Genomic DNA, 16,900 nt, shown 5'->3' on the forward strand with positions numbered 1-16,900 from the left:
CCGGCTACGAAGCACCGGTCAACCTGGTCTACTCCCAACGCAACCGCTCCGCCTGCACCCGCATCCCCGTCACCGGCAGCAACCCCAAGGCCAAACGCGTCGAGTTCCGCGTCCCCGACCCGTCCGCCAACGTCTACCTCGCCTTCTCCGCGATGATGATGGCCGGCCTCGACGGCATCAAGAGCAAAATCGAACCCCCCGCCCCCATCGACAAGGACCTCTACGACCTCCCGCCCGAGGAATGGGGCGACGTCAAGCAGGTCCCCGGCTCCCTCCCCGCCGTCCTCGACTCCCTCGAAGCCGACCACGACTACCTCCTCGAAGGCGGCGTCTTCACCCCCGACCTGATCTCCACCTGGGTCGACTGGAAACGCGCCAACGAAGTCGACCCCGTCCGCCTGCGGCCGACCCCACACGAGTTCGCCATGTACTTCGACTGCTGACACCCATCAACACCACTCGGGCCGGCTCCGCTACCGCGAAGCCGGCCCGAGCGCGTCACGGGCAGGTGGGCCACCAACCCACGGCGAAGGGCGGGCCACCAACCCACGGCAAAGGGCGGGCCACCAACCCACGGCAAAGGGCGGGCCACCAACCCACGGCAAAGGGCGGGGAGATTTGTTGTCGCTGGAGCGACAACAAATCTCCCCACCTCCCCCAGCACGCCGCAACGCTTCGCCGAGGCTCGGCAGCAGGCCGCGTTGGCACGACTCCCGGCGACAAGCTTGCACAGGGCCCACAGCCTCCACTCCCACACTCCGGTCCCAGCCCACGCCCCCGCACAGGGCCCACAACCTCCATCCCGCTCCCGGCCCCTCGCCCACTTACCTCCGCACCATGCCCTCCGCGCATACCGCCCAGAACGGCAAGCGTGCCGGCTGTGCGGCGTGAGCCCACGCCGGGCCGCGCTGGCGCAGGCGCTGGCGGCAGGCGCGAGGGATCATGGCGGCGTCTCCAGCCGGGGCTGACGGTGTCGGCGCGGGGAGGTGGGGAGATTTGTTGTCGCTGGAGCGACAACAAATCTCCCCACCTCCGGCCTGCGGTCGGCGTGCGACCCGGCTTCGCGGCAACTGGGCTCAGCGTGGCTCACGGTTCCGGCGGATCCGGGACAGAAATCGGACCGCCAGGACAGAGACCAACAGGGTCATCGCCACCGCGCCGGGTGCCTTCACCAGCCGAGCCACGTTGGTGCCGTCCGGCAGGGCGAGGAAGGACGCCAGCGCGCTCGGCACCAGGAACCAGATGGTCCGGGTCGCCGTCACCGCGAGCAGCGCCAGCGGCCAGGTCGCGTACCAGGGGTGGAAGACCGGCGCGAGGACGACGGTGAGGGCCAGCGCCAAGCCCGCGCCGAGCAGCACCGAACGGTGACGGCTCACCCCCGCGCCCACCTCCGACGGGCTGACACCGACCGCAGCAGGCGGGCCGTTGCCGGTCGCGCGGGCCGCAGGCGGGCCGTATGGAGCGGCGTCGGCGGCGCGGGCATCCCCGTGCTCACCGCGCTGTCCTCGGTCCGGCTGGCGGGGGTGGCGCAGCGCCGACCAGGTACGCCACCAGAGCAGCACCAGCAGGACCGCCAGCAGTGTCAGTGCCAGGATCCGGGCCACCGCCACACCGACGGGCGGCAGCCCGACCGCTTCACCGAGGTAGTCGACGAGCATGCCGACGGCGGTCGGCGGCGAGGTCCACTGCACGGTGTCGCCGCTGCTGCCGAGTCCACCGATCCAGCCCAGCCCGAGACCGGAGAGCAGTGAGGAGAGCAGGAGCGCGCCGAGCACTCCGGTGGCGAGCGTGCCGCCGTCGCGTAGCAGTGCCGCCACCGTGTACCGGCCACGGACGGCCGCCAGCGCGGCGAACGGCAGCACCACCACGGCGGTCGCCTTCACCGAGACCGCCAGGCCGAGCAGCACCCCGGCGACCAGCACCACGGCGACCGAGTGCCCCCTCGCAGCATCCGGCACACCACCGACCGACGGCGGCGCCGCAGCGCCGGACAGCGCACCGGCAGAGCGGGCGGGACGTCGGACGAGCAGGAGCAGACCGAGCAGGAGCAGACCGAGCATCACGGCGTCGTTGTGCGCGCCGGACACCAGGTGCACCCCGACCAGCGGGCAGGCGAGCACCAGCCAGGTCGCCCGCGCGGGCGGCACCCCCGCCGCCCGTGCCAGGCCGGGCAGGCAGAACGCGGCCAGCAGCAGTCCCGCCACCGCCAGCACCCGCAACACCGCCAGCGTCCCGACCAGGGTGCCGCCGAGGAGCACGGCGAGCGCGGCGAGAAGGACGAAGAACGGGCCGTACGGTGCCGCCGTGTCCCGCCACACCGGGGCGACGGCGTCCAGCCACGGACATCCCGCCTCGGCGACACCGGTGGCGTACGGGTCACCGCCGTCGGCGTACACCCAGCCCTGGCAGGCGTACGAGTAGAGGTCCCGACTGCCCAGCGGTGCGCTGACCAGCAGCGGCACCGTCCACAGCGCGGCGGTCCGTAACGCCCACCCGGTCGACGGGGCGCCCGCGCGCAGTGTCCACCAGGCGCCCACCATGGCGGTGGTGCCGAGCAGCCACAGCAGTACGGCCGGAAAGGGGTGGCCGGCCCGGGTGGTGATGCTGTCGGGCAGGGCGCCACCGGTGTACGCGGCGACGGTGAGGGCCACCGCCCCCAGCAGGCCGACATACCGGACGCGGCGGTCGCGGGCGGAGGCGGTTCGGACGCCGGTCTCGGTCACCGGCGTGCCTCTCCTCAGTCGACGGGAACCGGGCGGCGGGCCGCCCGAGCCGACCGTACCAAGCGGACCGCCACCCAGATCACGAACAGCGTCATCAGCGGCGCACCGACCGTCTTGGTGTACCGGGGCAGGCCGGTGCCGTCGGCCAGCACCTGGAACGCGGCGAACACCGTGACCGCGCTGAACCACCAGGTGCGGTGGGCGGTGGCGGCGAGCAGCGCCAGCGGCCAGAACCAGTACCAGGGGTGGAACAGCGGGGCCAGCGCGACCGTGGCGGTCAGCGCCAGCGCGGCGTGCCAGAGCGGTTCCCGGTGACGCGCCCGGAACCACAACCACACCAGCAGCGCCGCCAGCACGACCATGCCGATCCCCCGGGTCACCGGCAGCGCGTCGACGTGCAGGCCGAACGGCAGCAGCACGTACCCGACGGTCTGCCCGACGGCGGTCGGCGGCGAGGTCCAGGCGATCACCTCGTTGCCGTGCGACAGCCCGGTGATCCAGCCGAGGTTCAACCCGGCGCCCAGGGTCACCCCGATCAGTGTCGCCACCGCTCCGCCGACCACCGGGGTGCCGTGGCGCAGCAACCCCCGCAGGGTGAAGCCGCCGCCGATCGCCAGCAGCGCCGCGAACGGGACCACCACCAGGGCGGTCACCTTGATCCCGGCGGCCATGCCGAGCACCACACCACCGGCCAGCAGCGGCCACGGCCGGGCCGGTCGACTGACCACGATGGCCAGGCCGGCCACCATGAACCCGACCATCAACGCGTCGTTGTGCACCCCGGAGATCAGGTGTACGCCCACCAGCGGGCCGGCCAGCGCCAGCCAGAGCGCCCGGCCGACCGGCACACCGCAGTGGCGGGCCAGCACCGGCACACTCACCGCCGTCAGCAGCACACCGGCGACCGCGAGTACCCGGAACAACGCGATGCTGGCGATCAGCGAGCCGGTCGCGGCGACGATCGCGCCGGAGAGCACCACGAACAGCGGCCCGTACGGCGCCGGGGTGTCCCGCCAGATGAACGACATGGTGTCCAGCCACGGACACGGCAACGTGGAGACGCCGTACTCGTACGGGCTGATGCCGTTGGCGAAGCTCGCCCCCTGACAGGCGTACGCGTAGGCGTCCCGGCTGCCCAGCGGCGGCGTGAACAGGAACGGCACGATCCACAGCCCGGCGGTGACCAGCGCCCACCGTGCCGACGGCACCCGGTCCCGCAACGTCCACCACGCGAACGCCATCGCGGCCGTACCGAACAGCCACAACGCGATGATCAGCGGCCCGTACGGCCCCTGCCAGATGCGCAGCGGAGTGGGCCGCAGGTCGCCGTCGGGCAGGGCGCCGCCGAGGAACGCCGCCACGGCGAGCATGATCGATCCGGCCAGTCCGGTCCAGCGCACGAGGTGATGGGACACGTCCGACATGCTGCCAGTACCGTGAGCGCGGTACGGAGGTGGGCATGCGGGGCAGTCGGGTGGTGGCGCTGGCCGCCGCGTCCGCCGGGGCGCTCGGTGTGGCGTACCTCATCCTTCCGGCGATGGGTTCGGACCTGGCGGCGCAGGTGGCCCGGGCCGACTTCTTCGCCGCACACGGCGCGACCCCGGTCGACCTGCGCTGGTACGCGGGGGTCCAGCAGTTCGGCTACAGCCTGCTGACCCAGCCGGTGATGGCCCTGCTCGGGGTACGCCTCACCGGCGTGATCGCGGTGGTCGCGGCGGCGGCCCTCCTCGCCGCGCTACTGGTCCGCACCGGAGTGCCTCGACCGCTGCTCGGCAGCCTGGTCGGGGTGGTCACCATCGCCGGCAACCTGGTCTCCGGCCGGGTGACGTACGGCCTCGGGGTGGCCTTCGGCCTCGCCGCCCTGCTCGCCCTCACCTGGCGCCGCAGTTCGTGGCGACCGCTCGTGCTGGCCGGTGCGGCGGCGTTGCTGGCCTCGGCGGCCAGTCCGGTGGCCGGACTCTTCGTCGGTCTCGCCGGGGTCGCCGTGCTGCTGTCCGGCCGGTACGCCGACGGGCTGACCGTCGCGGTCGCGGCGGCGGTGCCGCTGGGGGTGACCGCGGTGCTGTTCGGTGACGGCGGCTGGATGAACATCAGCCGGACCGACACGATCCGGGCGACGGTGACCGCCCTGCTGGTGGCCGCGCTGGTCGGCTACCGCCCGGTGCGGTCGGGTGCGGTGCTGGCAGCGGGCGGGGTGGTCGCGGCGGCGCTGGTGCACACCCCGGTCGGGCTGAACGCCACCCGGCTGGCGACCATGTTCGCCCTGCCGGTCCTGGCCGCCGCCGCCCGTCCCCCCGCCTGGCTGGCCCGCTCGGCCCACCTCCGCATCGCACCGCGACCCGACGCTTCGCCCCAGCCCGGCCGATCGATCCAGGCCAGTCCCCCGACTCGGCCCGACCTCGTCGGGCGACCCGAGGTGTCGGCGCGGCCGAGGCGGCGGGGCGTGGCGGCGGTGGCGCTCGCTGTGCTGCTGGCGGCGGTGTGCTGGTGGCAGCCGCCGGTGGTCTCCGCCGACCTGCGCAGCATCGGCGACCCGACCAGCCGTCCGAGTTACTACGCCCCTCTGCGGGCCGAACTGGACCGGCGCGGGCTGACCGGCCGGCTGGAGGTGCCGCCCACCCGCAACTACTGGGAGGCCGCCCGGATGGGTGACGTGCCGCTGGCCCGGGGCTGGCTGCGGCAGGCGGACATCGACCGCAACCCGCTCTTCTTCACCACCGTGCCCGGCGCGGCCGGCACCGGTGTGCCGCTGACCGCCGACAGCTACCGGGACTGGCTCGACGAGTACGCGGTGCAGTACGTCGCGGTGCCCGACGCACCACTGTCCTGGGTCGGCCGCGCCGAGGCCGAGCTGGTCACGGGCGGCCTGCCGTACCTGACCGAGGTGTGGTCCGACCCCCACTGGCGGCTGTACGCGGTGACCGACCCGACGCCGCTGGTGGGTGGCCCTGCCGAACTGGTCCGCTCCGACGGCGCCTCGGTGACCTTCCGCACCCCGGACGCGGGCCCGGTGCCGGTGCGGGTCCGGCACAGCCGCTGGCTGACCGCGTCCGGCGGCGCCACCGTCGACGCCGACGGGGACTGGACGGTGGTCACGGTGCCGGGCGCCGGCACGTACACCCTCGGTGGTTGATCCTCGGGCTCTCGACGGGGTGTTAGCAGGGGACCCCTGCTCTACCGCAGGCGTTAATAAGGTGCCCTTCCTTACATCTCCAGGACGCGTTGCATGGCGGCGCGGGAGCGGCGGCCGGTGCGCAGGTACTCGTCGAGGAACTCGCCCGGATCGTCGCGGCCGAGCAGCCGGACCACGCCGGCCAGTTCCACGCCGTGCCGGGGAAGTTGGTCGCCGGCCCGGCCCCGGACCAGCATGAGGGCGTTGCGGACCTGGGCGGCCAGGGTCCAGCCGGCCGTCATCGCCTCGGCGTCCGCCGGGTCGATCAGGCCGGCGTCGCGGGCGGCGGAGAGGGCGTCGAGGGTACGGGTGCCGCGCAGCGACGGGTGTGCACCGGCGTGCTGCAACTGGAGCAACTGCACCGCCCACTCGACGTCGGCGAGGCCGCCCCGGCCCAGTTTGGTGTGGGTGGCCGGGTCGGCGCCCCGGGGCAGTCGTTCGGTCTCCACCCGGGCCTTGATCCGGCGGATCTCGATGATCTGTTCCCGGGTGAGGCCGTCGGCCGGGTAGCGGACCGGGTCGACGAGTTGCTCGAAGCGGGTGCCCAGGTCGGCGTCGCCGCAGACGCAGCGGGCCCGCAGCAGCGCCTGCGCCTCCCACACCCGCGACCACCGGGCGTAGTACTGCTGGTAGGCGGCGAGACTGCGGACCAACGGCCCCTGCCGGCCCTCGGGGCGCAGGTCGGCGTCGACGCCGAGGGCCGGGTCGGGTGCCGGCATGCCGAGCAACCGGCGCAGTTCCTCGGCGATGGCGTGGGCGGCGGCGCTCGCCGCGCTCTCGGCGACGCCCTCGGGGGCCTCGTAGACAAAGAGGACGTCGGCGTCGGAGAGGTAGTTCGACTCGTACCCGCCGAGGCGGCCCATGCCGATCACCGCGAACGTCAGGTCGGGCATGGCGGGCTGGGCGGCGCGGACGGCCCGCAGCGCGGCGGCCAGGGTGGCGTCGGTGACGGCGGATTGGGTCCCGGAACCGGTGCGGGTGGCGTCGGTGCGGGCTCCGCCGGGGCCGGATCCGGCACCGGGTGGGGCTCCGGCGTCGTCGGCTGCGGTGGCTCGGCCGGTCGGTCGGGCTGGGTCGGTCGGCCGGGCTCGGACGACTCCGGGGTGACCGGCGCGGACCGGTAGACCCCGGCGGCCCGACCGCCACCACCGGCGGCTGCGGCCTCGTCCGCGCTCACCTGGCCCATGCCGGCGACCCGCACGCTGGCCCGTGCCGACGTGGGCGGCACCGGCTCCCGCTGCCCCGGCACACTGGTCATCCCGGCCCCGCTCACACCCGCGCTGCCGACGGCCCTGTTCATGCCCGTGCCGGCCGACGGCCGGTCAGCCTCGGGTGTCACCGGGGACCCGGCACGGTACGTGGTCCCGCCGCTCGTGGTGGCAGCGCCGGGGCCGGGTCCGCCGGTGGCCGGTGCGGCTGCTCCGGTGCCGACCGCCGCTGGACCTCCGGGGCCGGGTACGCGGGCCACTCCCGCCCTTCCGCGCGCCGGTGGCCGATCAGTGCCGCCCGGTGCCGCCGCTGACGGAGCGGGGACGTGGCCGGCCGTGCCGACCGGGTCCGGGGCGGCGACGGCCGCCGAACCGGAGGCGGACGACGTCGGCTCAGGAGCGGAAGACGTCGGCTCGGGTGTGGCCGGTGCGGGTCGCGGCGGGGAAGGCGTCGGCTCGGCGGCGGCCGGAGCAGGTTCGGCGGTCGCGGTCGGCGCGGCGGACGCAGGGTCGGCCGGCGTCGCCGGAACCTCGTGCTCGGTCATCCTCGTCCTCCGTGCCACGCTCGCACCCGGATCCGTCCCACCGGACCGGCAGTGCCTGTGTGACACCGTGCCACATCCCGACCGGAAGGCACACCCGTAGCCCACACAGTGTCCCGCGTGTACGCGTGGGACGGGTCGGAGATCGCCTCGGTGGGCCCCGTCCGGTCAGCGACCGCCGGTGGCGGACGGGGTGGCCGAGGTGCTCTCCTCGGGATCGCTGCTGCTCGCCGCCGTGGTCGGGGCGAGGCTGCTGCGCGTCGGGTCGAGGCTGCTGTTCTCCGTGCTCGGGGTGGCCGTGGCCGACGGGCTCTCCGACGGCGAGCCCGTCGGCGACGGCGTCACCGACGGGGAGGGCGAGTCGGTCGGCTTCGGCGTGGGCGAGCCCGTCGGCGAGGGGGACGGCGACGTCGGTCGCGGAGTCGGCGTCGGCTTCGGGCTGGTGGTGGGCTTCGGGGTCGGCTTCGGCGTGGGCTTGGGTGCCGGCGGCTGCGACGGGGTGGGCGGAGTGGCGGGGGCGGGCACCGCACCGACCACCCGGGTCGCGGCGTAGAACCGGGACCAGCGCACCGTCGAGATCTTCACCACGTCGCCGGTGGTCGGTGCGTGGATCATCTTGCCGCCGCCGACGTACATGCCCATGTGGTGGACGGTCCGCCAACTGCTGCCGGAGGCGAAGAAGATCAGATCGCCGGGGAGCAGCGCGGTGCGCGGCACGGTGCGGGACCGGGTCGCGTAGTACTGGTCGCGGGCGACCCGCGGCAGTTTGTAGTACCCGGCCGACCGGTACGCCGACCAGACCAGGCCGGAGCAGTCGAACGAGTTCGGTCCGGTGGCACCCCAGACGTACGGGTCGCCGAGCTGACGCCGGGCGTACGCGAGGGCGGCCAGCGCGGTGGGGTGCGCGACCAGTCCGTCGGCCGACTGGTCGAGGTAGTCGGCACCGAGTTGCTGCTCGGCGGCCTCCTGCTGGCGGGCCAGCGTGATCAACTGCGCGGAGTTCTCCTCGCGCAGTTTGACCAGCTTGGCCTCTTCCTCACGCAGCGACTGCTGCGTGGCGGCGTACTGCTGCTGCACCCCGCGCAGCCGCTGATCGGCGGCGGCGTACGCCTGCGTGGCCACCTGCTCGTCGGCCCGGGCACGGCTGACCTGGCCGGCGGCCGGCCCGGTGGCGCCTTCGCTGCGCTCGCCCCGGTTGGCCCGGTGCAGTAGTTCCAGGTCCCGCAGGGTGGCGGCCCAGTCGCCGGGCGGCTGGGCGGCGTCGACCTTGATCGCCTCGGCGGCGACCTGGTCGGCACGCTGCTCGGCCTGCTGGACCGCGGCCCGGGCGAACTCCAGGGTGCGTCCGGCCGCGGTGTGCTGGGACTCGGCCTCGGTGCGCTGCTGTTGCAGGTCGAGTAGTTGGGTGCCGAGTTCCCCGATCCGTGCCTCGACGGCGGTGATCTGGGCTTCGAGCGCGTTGCCGGCGGGGGTGACGGTCGGGGCGATCACGCCGGGGGTGCCGCCGGGCGGTGCGCCGGGCAGTTGGAGCTGACCGGCGACGGCCGGGCGGGAACCGCTGTCGGGCACCGTGGCCGGGACGCTCGGCTCGGCGTACGCGGGAGCGGCGAGGACGGCGCTGGCGACGGCGCTGAGCAGCGCGGACCAGAGCATCGGCCGCAGCACCGGCGAGACCAGCGGACTCCGTCGCCGTCGCCGCCGTCCGTCCGTGCTGTCGACCATCGGGCTCCCGTCCGGACCTGCTCCGCCGCGCCGGGGGTCGGACGCGGATGTGGGGACGCTACTGCCAGGTGTCGCCAGATCGCCTGGTGTCACCGGTGCGAGGTGTGGCGTGCCCCATCCTGTCTTACCTCACCTGCTGCGCGGTGTCGATGTTTGGACGGGTTAAAGGAAGCTGTGAGTTCGGGAGACGCTGGTCACCGAAGGACCACGGTGTGAGCAGCCCGGGTCTGCGACGTAGGCTCTGACTGCGGCCGGTAACGGTCGCGGACGCAGGGGAAAGGGACGGGCTTTCGATGGACGCCGGACTCAAGCGCGAGCTCGAAGCGAAGGTGTACGCCGGGGAGCGGCTGACCCGTGAGGACGGCATCGCGCTCTACTCCAGCGACGACCTGACATGGTTGGGGCGACTGGCCCACCACGCGCGTACCGAGCGCAACGGCGAGCGGGTGATGTTCAACGTCAACCGGCACCTCAACCTGACCAACGTCTGCTCCGCCTCCTGCGCGTACTGCTCCTTCCAGCGCAAGCCGGGCGAGAAGGACGCGTACACGATGCGCATCGACGAGGCGGTCCGCAAGGCCAAGGAGATGGAGGACGAGCAGCTCACCGAGCTGCACATCGTCAACGGCCTGCACCCGACCCTGCCCTGGCGCTACTACCCGAAGGTGCTGCGCGAGCTGAAGGCCGCGCTGCCGAAGGTCAAGCTCAAGGCGTTCACCGCCACCGAGGTGCAGTGGTTCGAGAAGATCAGCGGGCTGACCGCCGACGCGATCCTTGACGAGCTGATGGAAGCCGGTCTGGAGTCGTTGACCGGTGGCGGTGCGGAGATCTTCGACTGGGAGGTCCGCCAGCACATCGTCGACCACGCCTGCCACTGGGAGGACTGGTCACGGATCCACCGCCTGGCGCACAGCAAGGGCATGAAGACGCCGTCGACCATGCTCTACGGCCACATCGAGGAGCCGAGGCACCGGGTCGACCACGTGCTGAGGCTGCGGGAGCTGCAGGACGAGACCAATGGCTTCGTGGTCTTCATCCCGCTGCGCTACCAGCACGACTTCGTCGACTCGGCGGACGGCAAGGTCCGTAACCGGATCCAGGCCCGCACCACGATGGCCTCGCCGGCCGAGTCGTTGAAGACCTTCGCGGTCTCCCGGCTGCTCTTCGACAACGTGCCGCACGTGAAGTGCTTCTGGGTGATGCACGGGCTCTCGGTGGCCCAGCTCTCGCTCAACTTCGGCGTTGACGACCTGGACGGCTCGGTCGTCGAATACAAGATCACGCACGACGCGGACTCGTACGGGACGCCGAACACGATGCACCGGGACGACCTGCTGCACCTGATCTGGGACGCCGGCTTCCGTCCGGTCGAGCGGAACACCCGCTACGAGGTGGTCCGCGAGTACGACGCCGCGCCGAGCATGGCGGAGCGCCGGTCCGAGCCGCAGCAGGTCTGGGCCTGAGTCGACGCGTACCCTGGCACGACGATGAGCGAGCAACAGAGCGCGTTCCCCCGCCGGGACGACGACGGGCGCATCCGTTTCCTGGGTGACCTGCTCGGCGTCAGCCTGGGCGGAGTGGTCATCGGGATGCTGGTGCTGGTGCTCTTCGACACGGCCTTCGCCTGGTTCGGTGCCGGTGACTTCGGTCAGGCCAACGGGTGGCTGGCGGTGATCCTGGCCGTCTGGTTGTTCTGGGAGGACTTCCGGGCCTGGGAGTTCGGCGCGCCCCGGTTGGTGGCCGGGTTGGTGGCGCTGGCGATGGCGGTGGTCTCCGGTCTGCTGGTGGCAGGCGTGGTGACCGGGCTGCCGCCGCTGCTCTCCGGCGGCCTGGCGGCGGTGACGTTCACCGTTGTGTACACGCTGGTCTGGTTCCCCGGCGTCCGTTGGCTGGTCGACCGGACGATCTGAGGTCGCCGTGCGGCGCGGCCGCACACAGGAGCTGAGAGACGCCGCCGCCCGGCGGAGAATGGAGTACGACGTGAGCGCGGCGGCCAAGTACACCCTCGGCCGGATCGGCCTGTTCGTGGTCGTGATGCTGGCCCTCTGGCCGGTCGACATGGACATCTTCCTCAAGCTGATCCTGGCGCTGCTGTTCTCCGCCGCGGTCTCCTTCTTCCTGCTCAAGGGCGTACGCGACCAGATGGCCGAGGAGATGGCCGCCGCCGCCGAGCGTCGCCGCTCGGAGAAGGAGCGGCTGCGGTCCGCCCTGGCCGGCGAGGACCAGGCCGAGGCCGACCCGGTCTCCGGCGGCCAGACCGACGGCGGATCGGCCGACCAGCCCGGCTCGTCCACCGAGCCGGGACGCGGCTCGTCCTCCTGACCTGCGGCGACGGGACCATGTCGTCGGCATGAGGATCCGACTGGGATGGGCCGTACAGCGATCGATGTTGATATGACCATGTGACCGGTGGTGGGCTGTCCGCTGCCGGGCGGGGAACCCCCGCGCCTCCAGGAGGTTGTCCATGGCCTTCCGTTCGATCCCCGTCCGCCGTGCCCTGGCGCTCATCGTCGCCGCCGGGCTCGGCCTGCTCACCATCTCCGCACCACCGGTGTCCGCCGAACCGGCCCCGAACCGGGACGAGCAGCCGGCCGCCGTGCCCTACCGGGTACTGGGTCCGAAGACGCTCGCCGACCGCAACGCGATCGCCGGCACCGGTGCCGCGATCGACTACTCCGAACACGGGGTGCTGCACGTCTCGGCCACCCGCGCCGAGGCCGCCGCGATCACCCGCCTCGGGTTCCGGCTGGAGGCGATCGCCGCCCTGCCCACCGATCGGGGCGCCACGGACGGGCAGGTCGGCGCGTTGGCCTTCCCGCCGGCCGACGCGAACTACCACGACTACGCGGAGATGACCGCCGTGGTCAACCAGGTCGTCGCGGACCACCCGTCGATCGCCCGCAAGGTCAGCATCGGCAGCTCGTACGAGGGCCGGGAGCTGGTGGCGGTGAAGATCTCCGACAACGTCGCCACCGACGAGAACGAGCCGGAGATCCTCTTCAACGCCCAGCAGCACGCCCGCGAGCACCTGACCGTCGAGATGGCGATCTACCTGCTCAACCTCTTCACCGACAACTACGGCTCCGACTCCCGGATCACCGGCCTGGTCAACAACCGGGAGATCTGGATCGTGCCGACCGTCAACCCCGACGGCAGCGAGTACGACATCGCCACCGGCTCCTACCGGTCCTGGCGGAAGAACCGCCAACCCAACAGCGGTTCGTCGTACGTCGGCACCGACCTGAACCGCAACTGGAGCTTCAACTTCGGGTGCTGCGGCGGCTCGTCCGGCTCCACCTCCTCGGACACCTACCGGGGCCCGTCGGCGTTCTCCGCTCCCGAGACGCAGGCGCTGCGCAACTTCGTCAACAGCCGGGTGGTCGGCGGGGTGCAGCAGATCAAGGCCAACATCGACTTCCACACCTACTCCGAGCTGGTGCTCTGGCCGTACGGCTACACGACCAGCAACACCGCCACCGGGATGAACGCCGACCAGTACAACACCTTCGCCACCATCGGCCAGCAGATGGCGGCGACCAACGGCTTCACCCCGCAGCAGTCCAGCGACCTGTACATCACCGACGGCAGCAGCATCGACTGGATGTGGGCGACGCACGGCATCTGGGCGTACACCTTCGAGCTGTATCCGGGCTCGGCCTCCGGCGGCGGCTTCTACCCGCCCGACGAGGTCATCCCGGCGCAGACCTCGCGCAACCGGGAGGCGGTGCTGATCCTCTCCGAGTACGCCGACTGCCCGTACCGGGCCATCGGCAAGCAGGCCCAGTACTGCGGCGGTGGCAGCGGGACCACGGTCTGGTCGGACACCTTCGAGACCGCGACCGGCTGGACGATCAACCCCAACGGCACCGACACGGCCACCTCGGGGCAGTGGGAGCGGGGGGCCGCGCAGGCCACCAACTCCAGCGGCGCCAAGCAGCTCACCCCGTTCGCCGGCAGCAACGACCTGGTCACCGGCCGGTTGGCCGGCAGCGCCGCCGGAGACTACGACGTGGACGGCGGCGTGACCAGCGCCCGGTCCCCGGCGGTCACGTTGCCGTCCAGCGGCACGTTGACGCTGTCGCTGGCCTGGTACCTGGCGCACGGCTCGAACTCGTCGTCGGCCGACTACCTGCGGGTCAGCGTGGTGCACAACGGCGGCACCACGGCACTGCTCACCCAGGCCGGCGCGGCCAGCAACCGCAACGGCGCCTGGACCCAGGCCAACCTCAACCTCACCCCGTACGCCGGGCAGTCGGTCCGGATCCTGGTGGAGGCCGCCGACGCGTCGACGGCCAGCCTGGTCGAGGCGGCTGTGGACAACGTCACCATCACCGCCTCCTGAAAGCGGCGGGGCCCCGCCACACCCCCTCGCGCGGGGCCCCGTCCAGGGGCCAAACGGACAACAGTGAACTAGACGGGCTGCACGTGGCCGGGACCGTGACCTGCTCAGCGGGTCGCGGTCCCGCCGTGCGCTACCGTCGTACCGACCCGCCGCAGCGAAGCCGGTGCGAAACCGGCGCTGTCCCGCAACTGTGATGCCCCGAAGACGGGGACGAGTCAGGTCGCCTGGGGCGCGTCGCGATTCGCGCTCTCGAGGAAGGGCGCCTCGCGGACGGGCCGCTCCGGCTCCTGTCGGCGAAGCAGCACTCCTCGACCGACAGGAGGACCGATGTTCAGCCGTACCCCCCGGGTCTTCGCCGCCACTCTCGCGGTGGCCGCGCTCGCCCTCGGTGCCTGCGCCGAGACGAACAGCGAGACACCCCGCACCGGCGACAGCCGCAGTGGCGCCACCTTCCCCGTCACCGTCGGGTCGTTGACCCTGGATCAGCGTCCCGAGAAGATCGTCTCGCTCTCCGCGACGGCTACCGAGATGCTCTTCGCCATCGGTGCCGGGCCGCAGGTCACCGCCGTTGACGACCAGTCGAACCACCCGGCCGACGCGCCGAAGACGGACCTCTCCGGCTACCAGCCGAACGCCGAGGCGGTCGCCGCGAAGAACCCCGACCTGGTGGTGCTCAGCGACGACCGCAACAAGATCGTCGACCAGCTCACCACCCTCAAGATCCCGGTCTACCTGACCCCGGCGGCGCAGACCCTGGACGACTCGTACCGGCAGATCACCGAGCTGGGCACGCTCACCGGCAACGCCGACACGGCGACCGACGTGGTGCAGCGGATGAAGGACGACATCACCAAGATCGTCGCCGAGGTGCCGCAGCGGGTCCAGGCGCCCACCTACTTCCACGAGCTGGGGCCGGAGCTGTACACCGCCACCAGCAAGACCTTCATCGGCTCGATCTATGCCCTCGCCGGCCTGGAGAACATCGCCGACGCTGCGGACGCCGACGGCACGAACGGCGGCTACCCGCAGCTCTCCCAGGAAGTGATCGTCCAGGCCAACCCGGACTTCGTCTTCCTCTCCGACGTGAAGTGCTGCCAGCAGAGCGCCGCCACGGTCAAGGCGCGCAGCGGTTGGTCCGGCATCGAGGCGGTCAAGAGCGACCAGATCGTCGAGCTGGACGACGACGTCGCCTCGCGCTGGGGCCCGCGCGTGGTGGACCTGCTCCGGACCATCGTGGACGCCACCGCCAAGGTCACCGAGTGACCGACGTCGTCAGGCGTTAGCAGGGGACCCTTCCTATGCACCAGGCGTTAGCAAGGGACCCTTCCTTACCGGTCGTCGCCCGCCCGGCGGGCCTGCGGAAACGCTGGCTCGCCGTCGGCGTGCTCGCCGTCTTCGTCGCCCTGGTGGCGGGCGTCTCGCTCGGCCCGGTCAGCCTGCCGCCCGGCAGCGTCGCGATCGAACTGCTCAATCTGCTGCCCGGGGTACGCCTGGACAGCGGGCTGACCGAGCGCGAGATCGCCATCGTCACCGAGTTGCGGCTGCCCCGGGTGGTGCTGGGCCTGCTGGTCGGTGGACTGCTGGCCCTGGCCGGCGGCGCCTACCAGGGCGTGTTCCGCAACCCGCTGGCCGACCCGTACCTGCTCGGGGTGGCCGCCGGAGCGGGGCTCGCGGTCACCGTCGTCCTGACCCTCGGCACCGCGACCGGCGGTGCGCTCAGCGGGTTGCCGCTCACCATCCCGCTGGCCGCCTTCGTCGGCTCGCTCGGTGCGGTCGCCATGACGTACCTGCTCGGGGTGGCCGGTGGACGCAGCCGTTCGCCGGCCACCCTGATCCTGGCCGGGGTGGCCGTCTCCGCGTTCCTCTCCGCCGGTCAGACGTACCTGCTGCAACGCAACGCGGACAGCATCCAGGAGGTGTACTCCTGGCTGCTCGGGCGGCTGGCCACCGCCGGTTGGCACGACGTCCGGCTGGTGCTGCCGTACTTCCTGCTCACCAGCCTGGTCATCCTTCTGCACCGCCGGGAGTTGGACGTGCTCTCGGTGGGTGACGACGAGGCGGCCGGGCTCGGCCTGCACCCGCAACGCTCCCGGTACCTGCTGATCGCCGCCGCCTCGCTGGGCACCGCCGCCGCGGTGTCCGCCTCCGGCCTGATCGGCTTCGTCGGGATCATCGTGCCGCACACCGTACGGCTGCTCGCCGGATCGAGCTACCGGGTCATCCTGCCGCTGTCGTTGCTGTTCGGCGGCGCCTTCCTGGCCCTGACCGACGTGGCGGCCCGGACTGCCGCCGCCCCGCAGGAGATCCCGATCGGGGTGGTCACCGCGCTGCTCGGCGGTCCCTTCTTCGTGCTGATCCTGCGGACCGCCCGACGGGTGCTGACGTGACCGCGCCCGACGCGTCCGATGTCGCCGCAGTGCGGGTGCGTGACCTGCGGATCAGCCTGGACGGCACGCCGATCCTGACCGGCGTCGACCTGACCGTCCGGCCCGGCGAGTGGGTCACCGTGATCGGACCCAACGGCGCCGGCAAGTCGACCCTGTTGCGGGCCGTCGGCGGCCTGCTCGCCGCGCCGGGCGCCGTCGACCTCTTCGGTACGCCGCTGAGCGCCCTGCGCCGCCGCGAACGGGCCCGGGTGGTGGCGACCGTGGCCCAGTCCCCGGTCGTACCGCCCGGAATGGCGGTGCTCGACTACGTGCTGCTCGGACGTACCCCGTACATCCCGCCGCTGGGCCGGGAGTCCGCCGCCGACATGGCCGTGGTGCACGAGGTGCTCGGTCGGCTGGACCTCGCCGGCTTCCAGGGTCGGGAACTGGCCACCCTCTCCGGCGGGGAGCGGCAGCGGGTCTTCCTGGCCCGCGCACTGGCACAGGGCGCCACCCTGCTGCTGCTCGACGAGCCGACCAGCGCGCTGGACATCGGTCACCAGCAGGAGGTGCTCGAACTCGTCGACCAGTTACGCCGGACGCACGGCCTGACCGTGCTGGCCACCATGCACGACCTCTCCATCGCGGGCGAGTACGCCGACCGCATGGTGCTGCTGGCCGACGGCCGGATCGTCGCCGAGGGCACCCCGACCGAGGTACTCACCGAGGAGATGCTCGCCCGCTACTACCGGGCCCACGTCACGGTCGTCCCCGGCTCCCACGGCCCCCTGGTCCTCCCCACCCGCCCCCGCTGACCCCACCTTC

The 16,900-nt window shown here is 72.5% G+C and carries 12 protein-coding genes, 2 pseudogenes and 1 riboswitch; of the genes and pseudogenes, 9 read left to right on the forward strand and 5 right to left on the reverse strand.

Annotated features, from left to right (window positions below; all coding sequences use genetic code 11):
* A pseudogene (locus tag EYA84_RS11665) lies at positions 1-443 on the forward strand (glutamine synthetase); the annotation flags it as partial.
* A 633-nt stretch (positions 444-1,076) separates the two neighbouring features.
* Here the strand turns inward: EYA84_RS11665 and mptB (EYA84_RS11670) are convergent.
* The gene (gene mptB / locus EYA84_RS11670; RefSeq protein WP_131053063.1) at positions 1,077-2,723 is read right to left on the reverse strand and encodes a polyprenol phosphomannose-dependent alpha 1,6 mannosyltransferase MptB; all 1,647 of its coding nucleotides are present in this window, start codon (positions 2,721-2,723) and stop codon (positions 1,077-1,079) included.
* A gap of 14 nt (positions 2,724-2,737) precedes the next feature.
* Positions 2,738-4,147, reverse strand: a complete 1,410-nt coding sequence (gene mptB / locus EYA84_RS11675) for a polyprenol phosphomannose-dependent alpha 1,6 mannosyltransferase MptB (protein WP_131053064.1) — start codon at positions 4,145-4,147, stop codon at positions 2,738-2,740.
* 35 nt (positions 4,148-4,182) lie between these two features.
* On the opposite strand from mptB (EYA84_RS11675), the gene EYA84_RS11680 reads away from it, so the two are divergent.
* Positions 4,183-5,856, forward strand: coding sequence for a hypothetical protein (locus EYA84_RS11680; protein WP_131053065.1), 1,674 nt, complete (start codon positions 4,183-4,185; stop codon positions 5,854-5,856).
* A gap of 71 nt (positions 5,857-5,927) precedes the next feature.
* Here the strand turns inward: EYA84_RS11680 and EYA84_RS11685 are convergent.
* The 3 genes and pseudogenes from EYA84_RS11685 to EYA84_RS11700 all read right to left on the reverse strand — a co-directional run.
* A pseudogene (locus EYA84_RS11685) lies at positions 5,928-6,848 on the reverse strand (bifunctional [glutamine synthetase] adenylyltransferase/[glutamine synthetase]-adenylyl-L-tyrosine phosphorylase); the annotation flags it as partial.
* On the reverse strand, positions 6,776-7,153 hold the full coding sequence (locus tag EYA84_RS11690) for a hypothetical protein (RefSeq protein WP_131053066.1): 378 nt from the start codon (positions 7,151-7,153) through the stop codon (positions 6,776-6,778). The pseudogene EYA84_RS11685 and the gene EYA84_RS11690, both read right to left, overlap by 73 nt.
* A 660-nt stretch (positions 7,154-7,813) precedes the next feature.
* Positions 7,814-9,367 carry a C40 family peptidase gene (locus tag EYA84_RS11700; protein ID WP_131053068.1) on the reverse strand — a complete coding sequence of 518 codons (1,554 nt, stop codon included), beginning with the start codon at positions 9,365-9,367 and terminating at the stop codon, positions 7,814-7,816.
* A gap of 293 nt (positions 9,368-9,660) precedes the next feature.
* Between EYA84_RS11700 and mqnE the strand changes: the two genes are divergently transcribed.
* The 7 genes from mqnE to EYA84_RS11735 all read left to right on the forward strand — a co-directional run bounded on the left by mqnE (position 9,661) and on the right by EYA84_RS11735 (position 16,890).
* Positions 9,661-10,830: an aminofutalosine synthase MqnE gene (mqnE, locus tag EYA84_RS11705; RefSeq protein ID WP_131053069.1), complete on the forward strand. Its 1,170-nt coding sequence runs from the start codon at positions 9,661-9,663 to the stop codon at positions 10,828-10,830.
* A 24-nt stretch (positions 10,831-10,854) separates the two neighbouring features.
* A complete protein-coding gene (locus EYA84_RS11710) occupies positions 10,855-11,277 on the forward strand; it encodes a hypothetical protein (RefSeq protein WP_131053070.1) in 423 nt (140 codons plus the stop codon).
* Between the two features lie 70 nt (positions 11,278-11,347).
* Complete coding sequence (locus EYA84_RS11715) at positions 11,348-11,689, forward strand: DUF4229 domain-containing protein (protein WP_131053071.1); 342 nt, start codon at positions 11,348-11,350, stop codon at positions 11,687-11,689.
* Between the two features lie 142 nt (positions 11,690-11,831).
* Positions 11,832-13,709, forward strand: coding sequence for a M14 family zinc carboxypeptidase (locus EYA84_RS11720; RefSeq protein ID WP_131053072.1), 1,878 nt, complete (start codon positions 11,832-11,834; stop codon positions 13,707-13,709).
* Positions 13,710-13,868: 159 nt separating this feature from the next.
* A riboswitch (cobalamin riboswitch) is annotated at positions 13,869-13,929 on the forward strand.
* A 107-nt stretch (positions 13,930-14,036) separates the two neighbouring features.
* A complete protein-coding gene (locus EYA84_RS11725; protein WP_131053073.1) occupies positions 14,037-14,972 on the forward strand; it encodes an ABC transporter substrate-binding protein in 936 nt (311 codons plus the stop codon).
* 35 nt (positions 14,973-15,007) lie between these two features.
* Complete coding sequence (locus EYA84_RS11730) at positions 15,008-16,096, forward strand: iron ABC transporter permease (protein ID WP_131053074.1); 1,089 nt, start codon at positions 15,008-15,010, stop codon at positions 16,094-16,096.
* A gap of 29 nt (positions 16,097-16,125) precedes the next feature.
* A complete protein-coding gene (locus EYA84_RS11735; RefSeq protein WP_131053075.1) occupies positions 16,126-16,890 on the forward strand; it encodes an ABC transporter ATP-binding protein in 765 nt (254 codons plus the stop codon).
* The last annotated feature ends 10 nt before the right edge of the window (positions 16,891-16,900 follow it).

This window comes from Verrucosispora sp. SN26_14.1, assembly GCF_004307965.1.
GTDB lineage: Bacteria > Actinomycetota > Actinomycetes > Mycobacteriales > Micromonosporaceae > Micromonospora.

What these genes read in the sequence shown, in the direction of transcription:
- mptB (WP_131053064.1), bottom strand. Translation starts at nt 4,147, where the DNA reads ATGTCGGACGTGTCCCATCACCTCGTGCGCTGGACCGGACTGGCCGGA.
- EYA84_RS11680 (WP_131053065.1), top strand. Translation starts at nt 4,183, where the DNA reads ATGCGGGGCAGTCGGGTGGTGGCGCTGGCCGCCGCGTCCGCCGGGGCG.
- EYA84_RS11690 (WP_131053066.1), bottom strand. Translation starts at nt 7,153, where the DNA reads ATGACCAGTGTGCCGGGGCAGCGGGAGCCGGTGCCGCCCACGTCGGCA.
- EYA84_RS11700 (WP_131053068.1), bottom strand. Translation starts at nt 9,367, where the DNA reads ATGGTCGACAGCACGGACGGACGGCGGCGACGGCGACGGAGTCCGCTG.
- mqnE (WP_131053069.1), top strand. Translation starts at nt 9,661, where the DNA reads ATGGACGCCGGACTCAAGCGCGAGCTCGAAGCGAAGGTGTACGCCGGG.
- EYA84_RS11710 (WP_131053070.1), top strand. Translation starts at nt 10,855, where the DNA reads ATGAGCGAGCAACAGAGCGCGTTCCCCCGCCGGGACGACGACGGGCGC.
- EYA84_RS11720 (WP_131053072.1), top strand. Translation starts at nt 11,832, where the DNA reads ATGGCCTTCCGTTCGATCCCCGTCCGCCGTGCCCTGGCGCTCATCGTC.
- EYA84_RS11725 (WP_131053073.1), top strand. Translation starts at nt 14,037, where the DNA reads ATGTTCAGCCGTACCCCCCGGGTCTTCGCCGCCACTCTCGCGGTGGCC.
- EYA84_RS11730 (WP_131053074.1), top strand. Translation starts at nt 15,008, where the DNA reads ATGCACCAGGCGTTAGCAAGGGACCCTTCCTTACCGGTCGTCGCCCGC.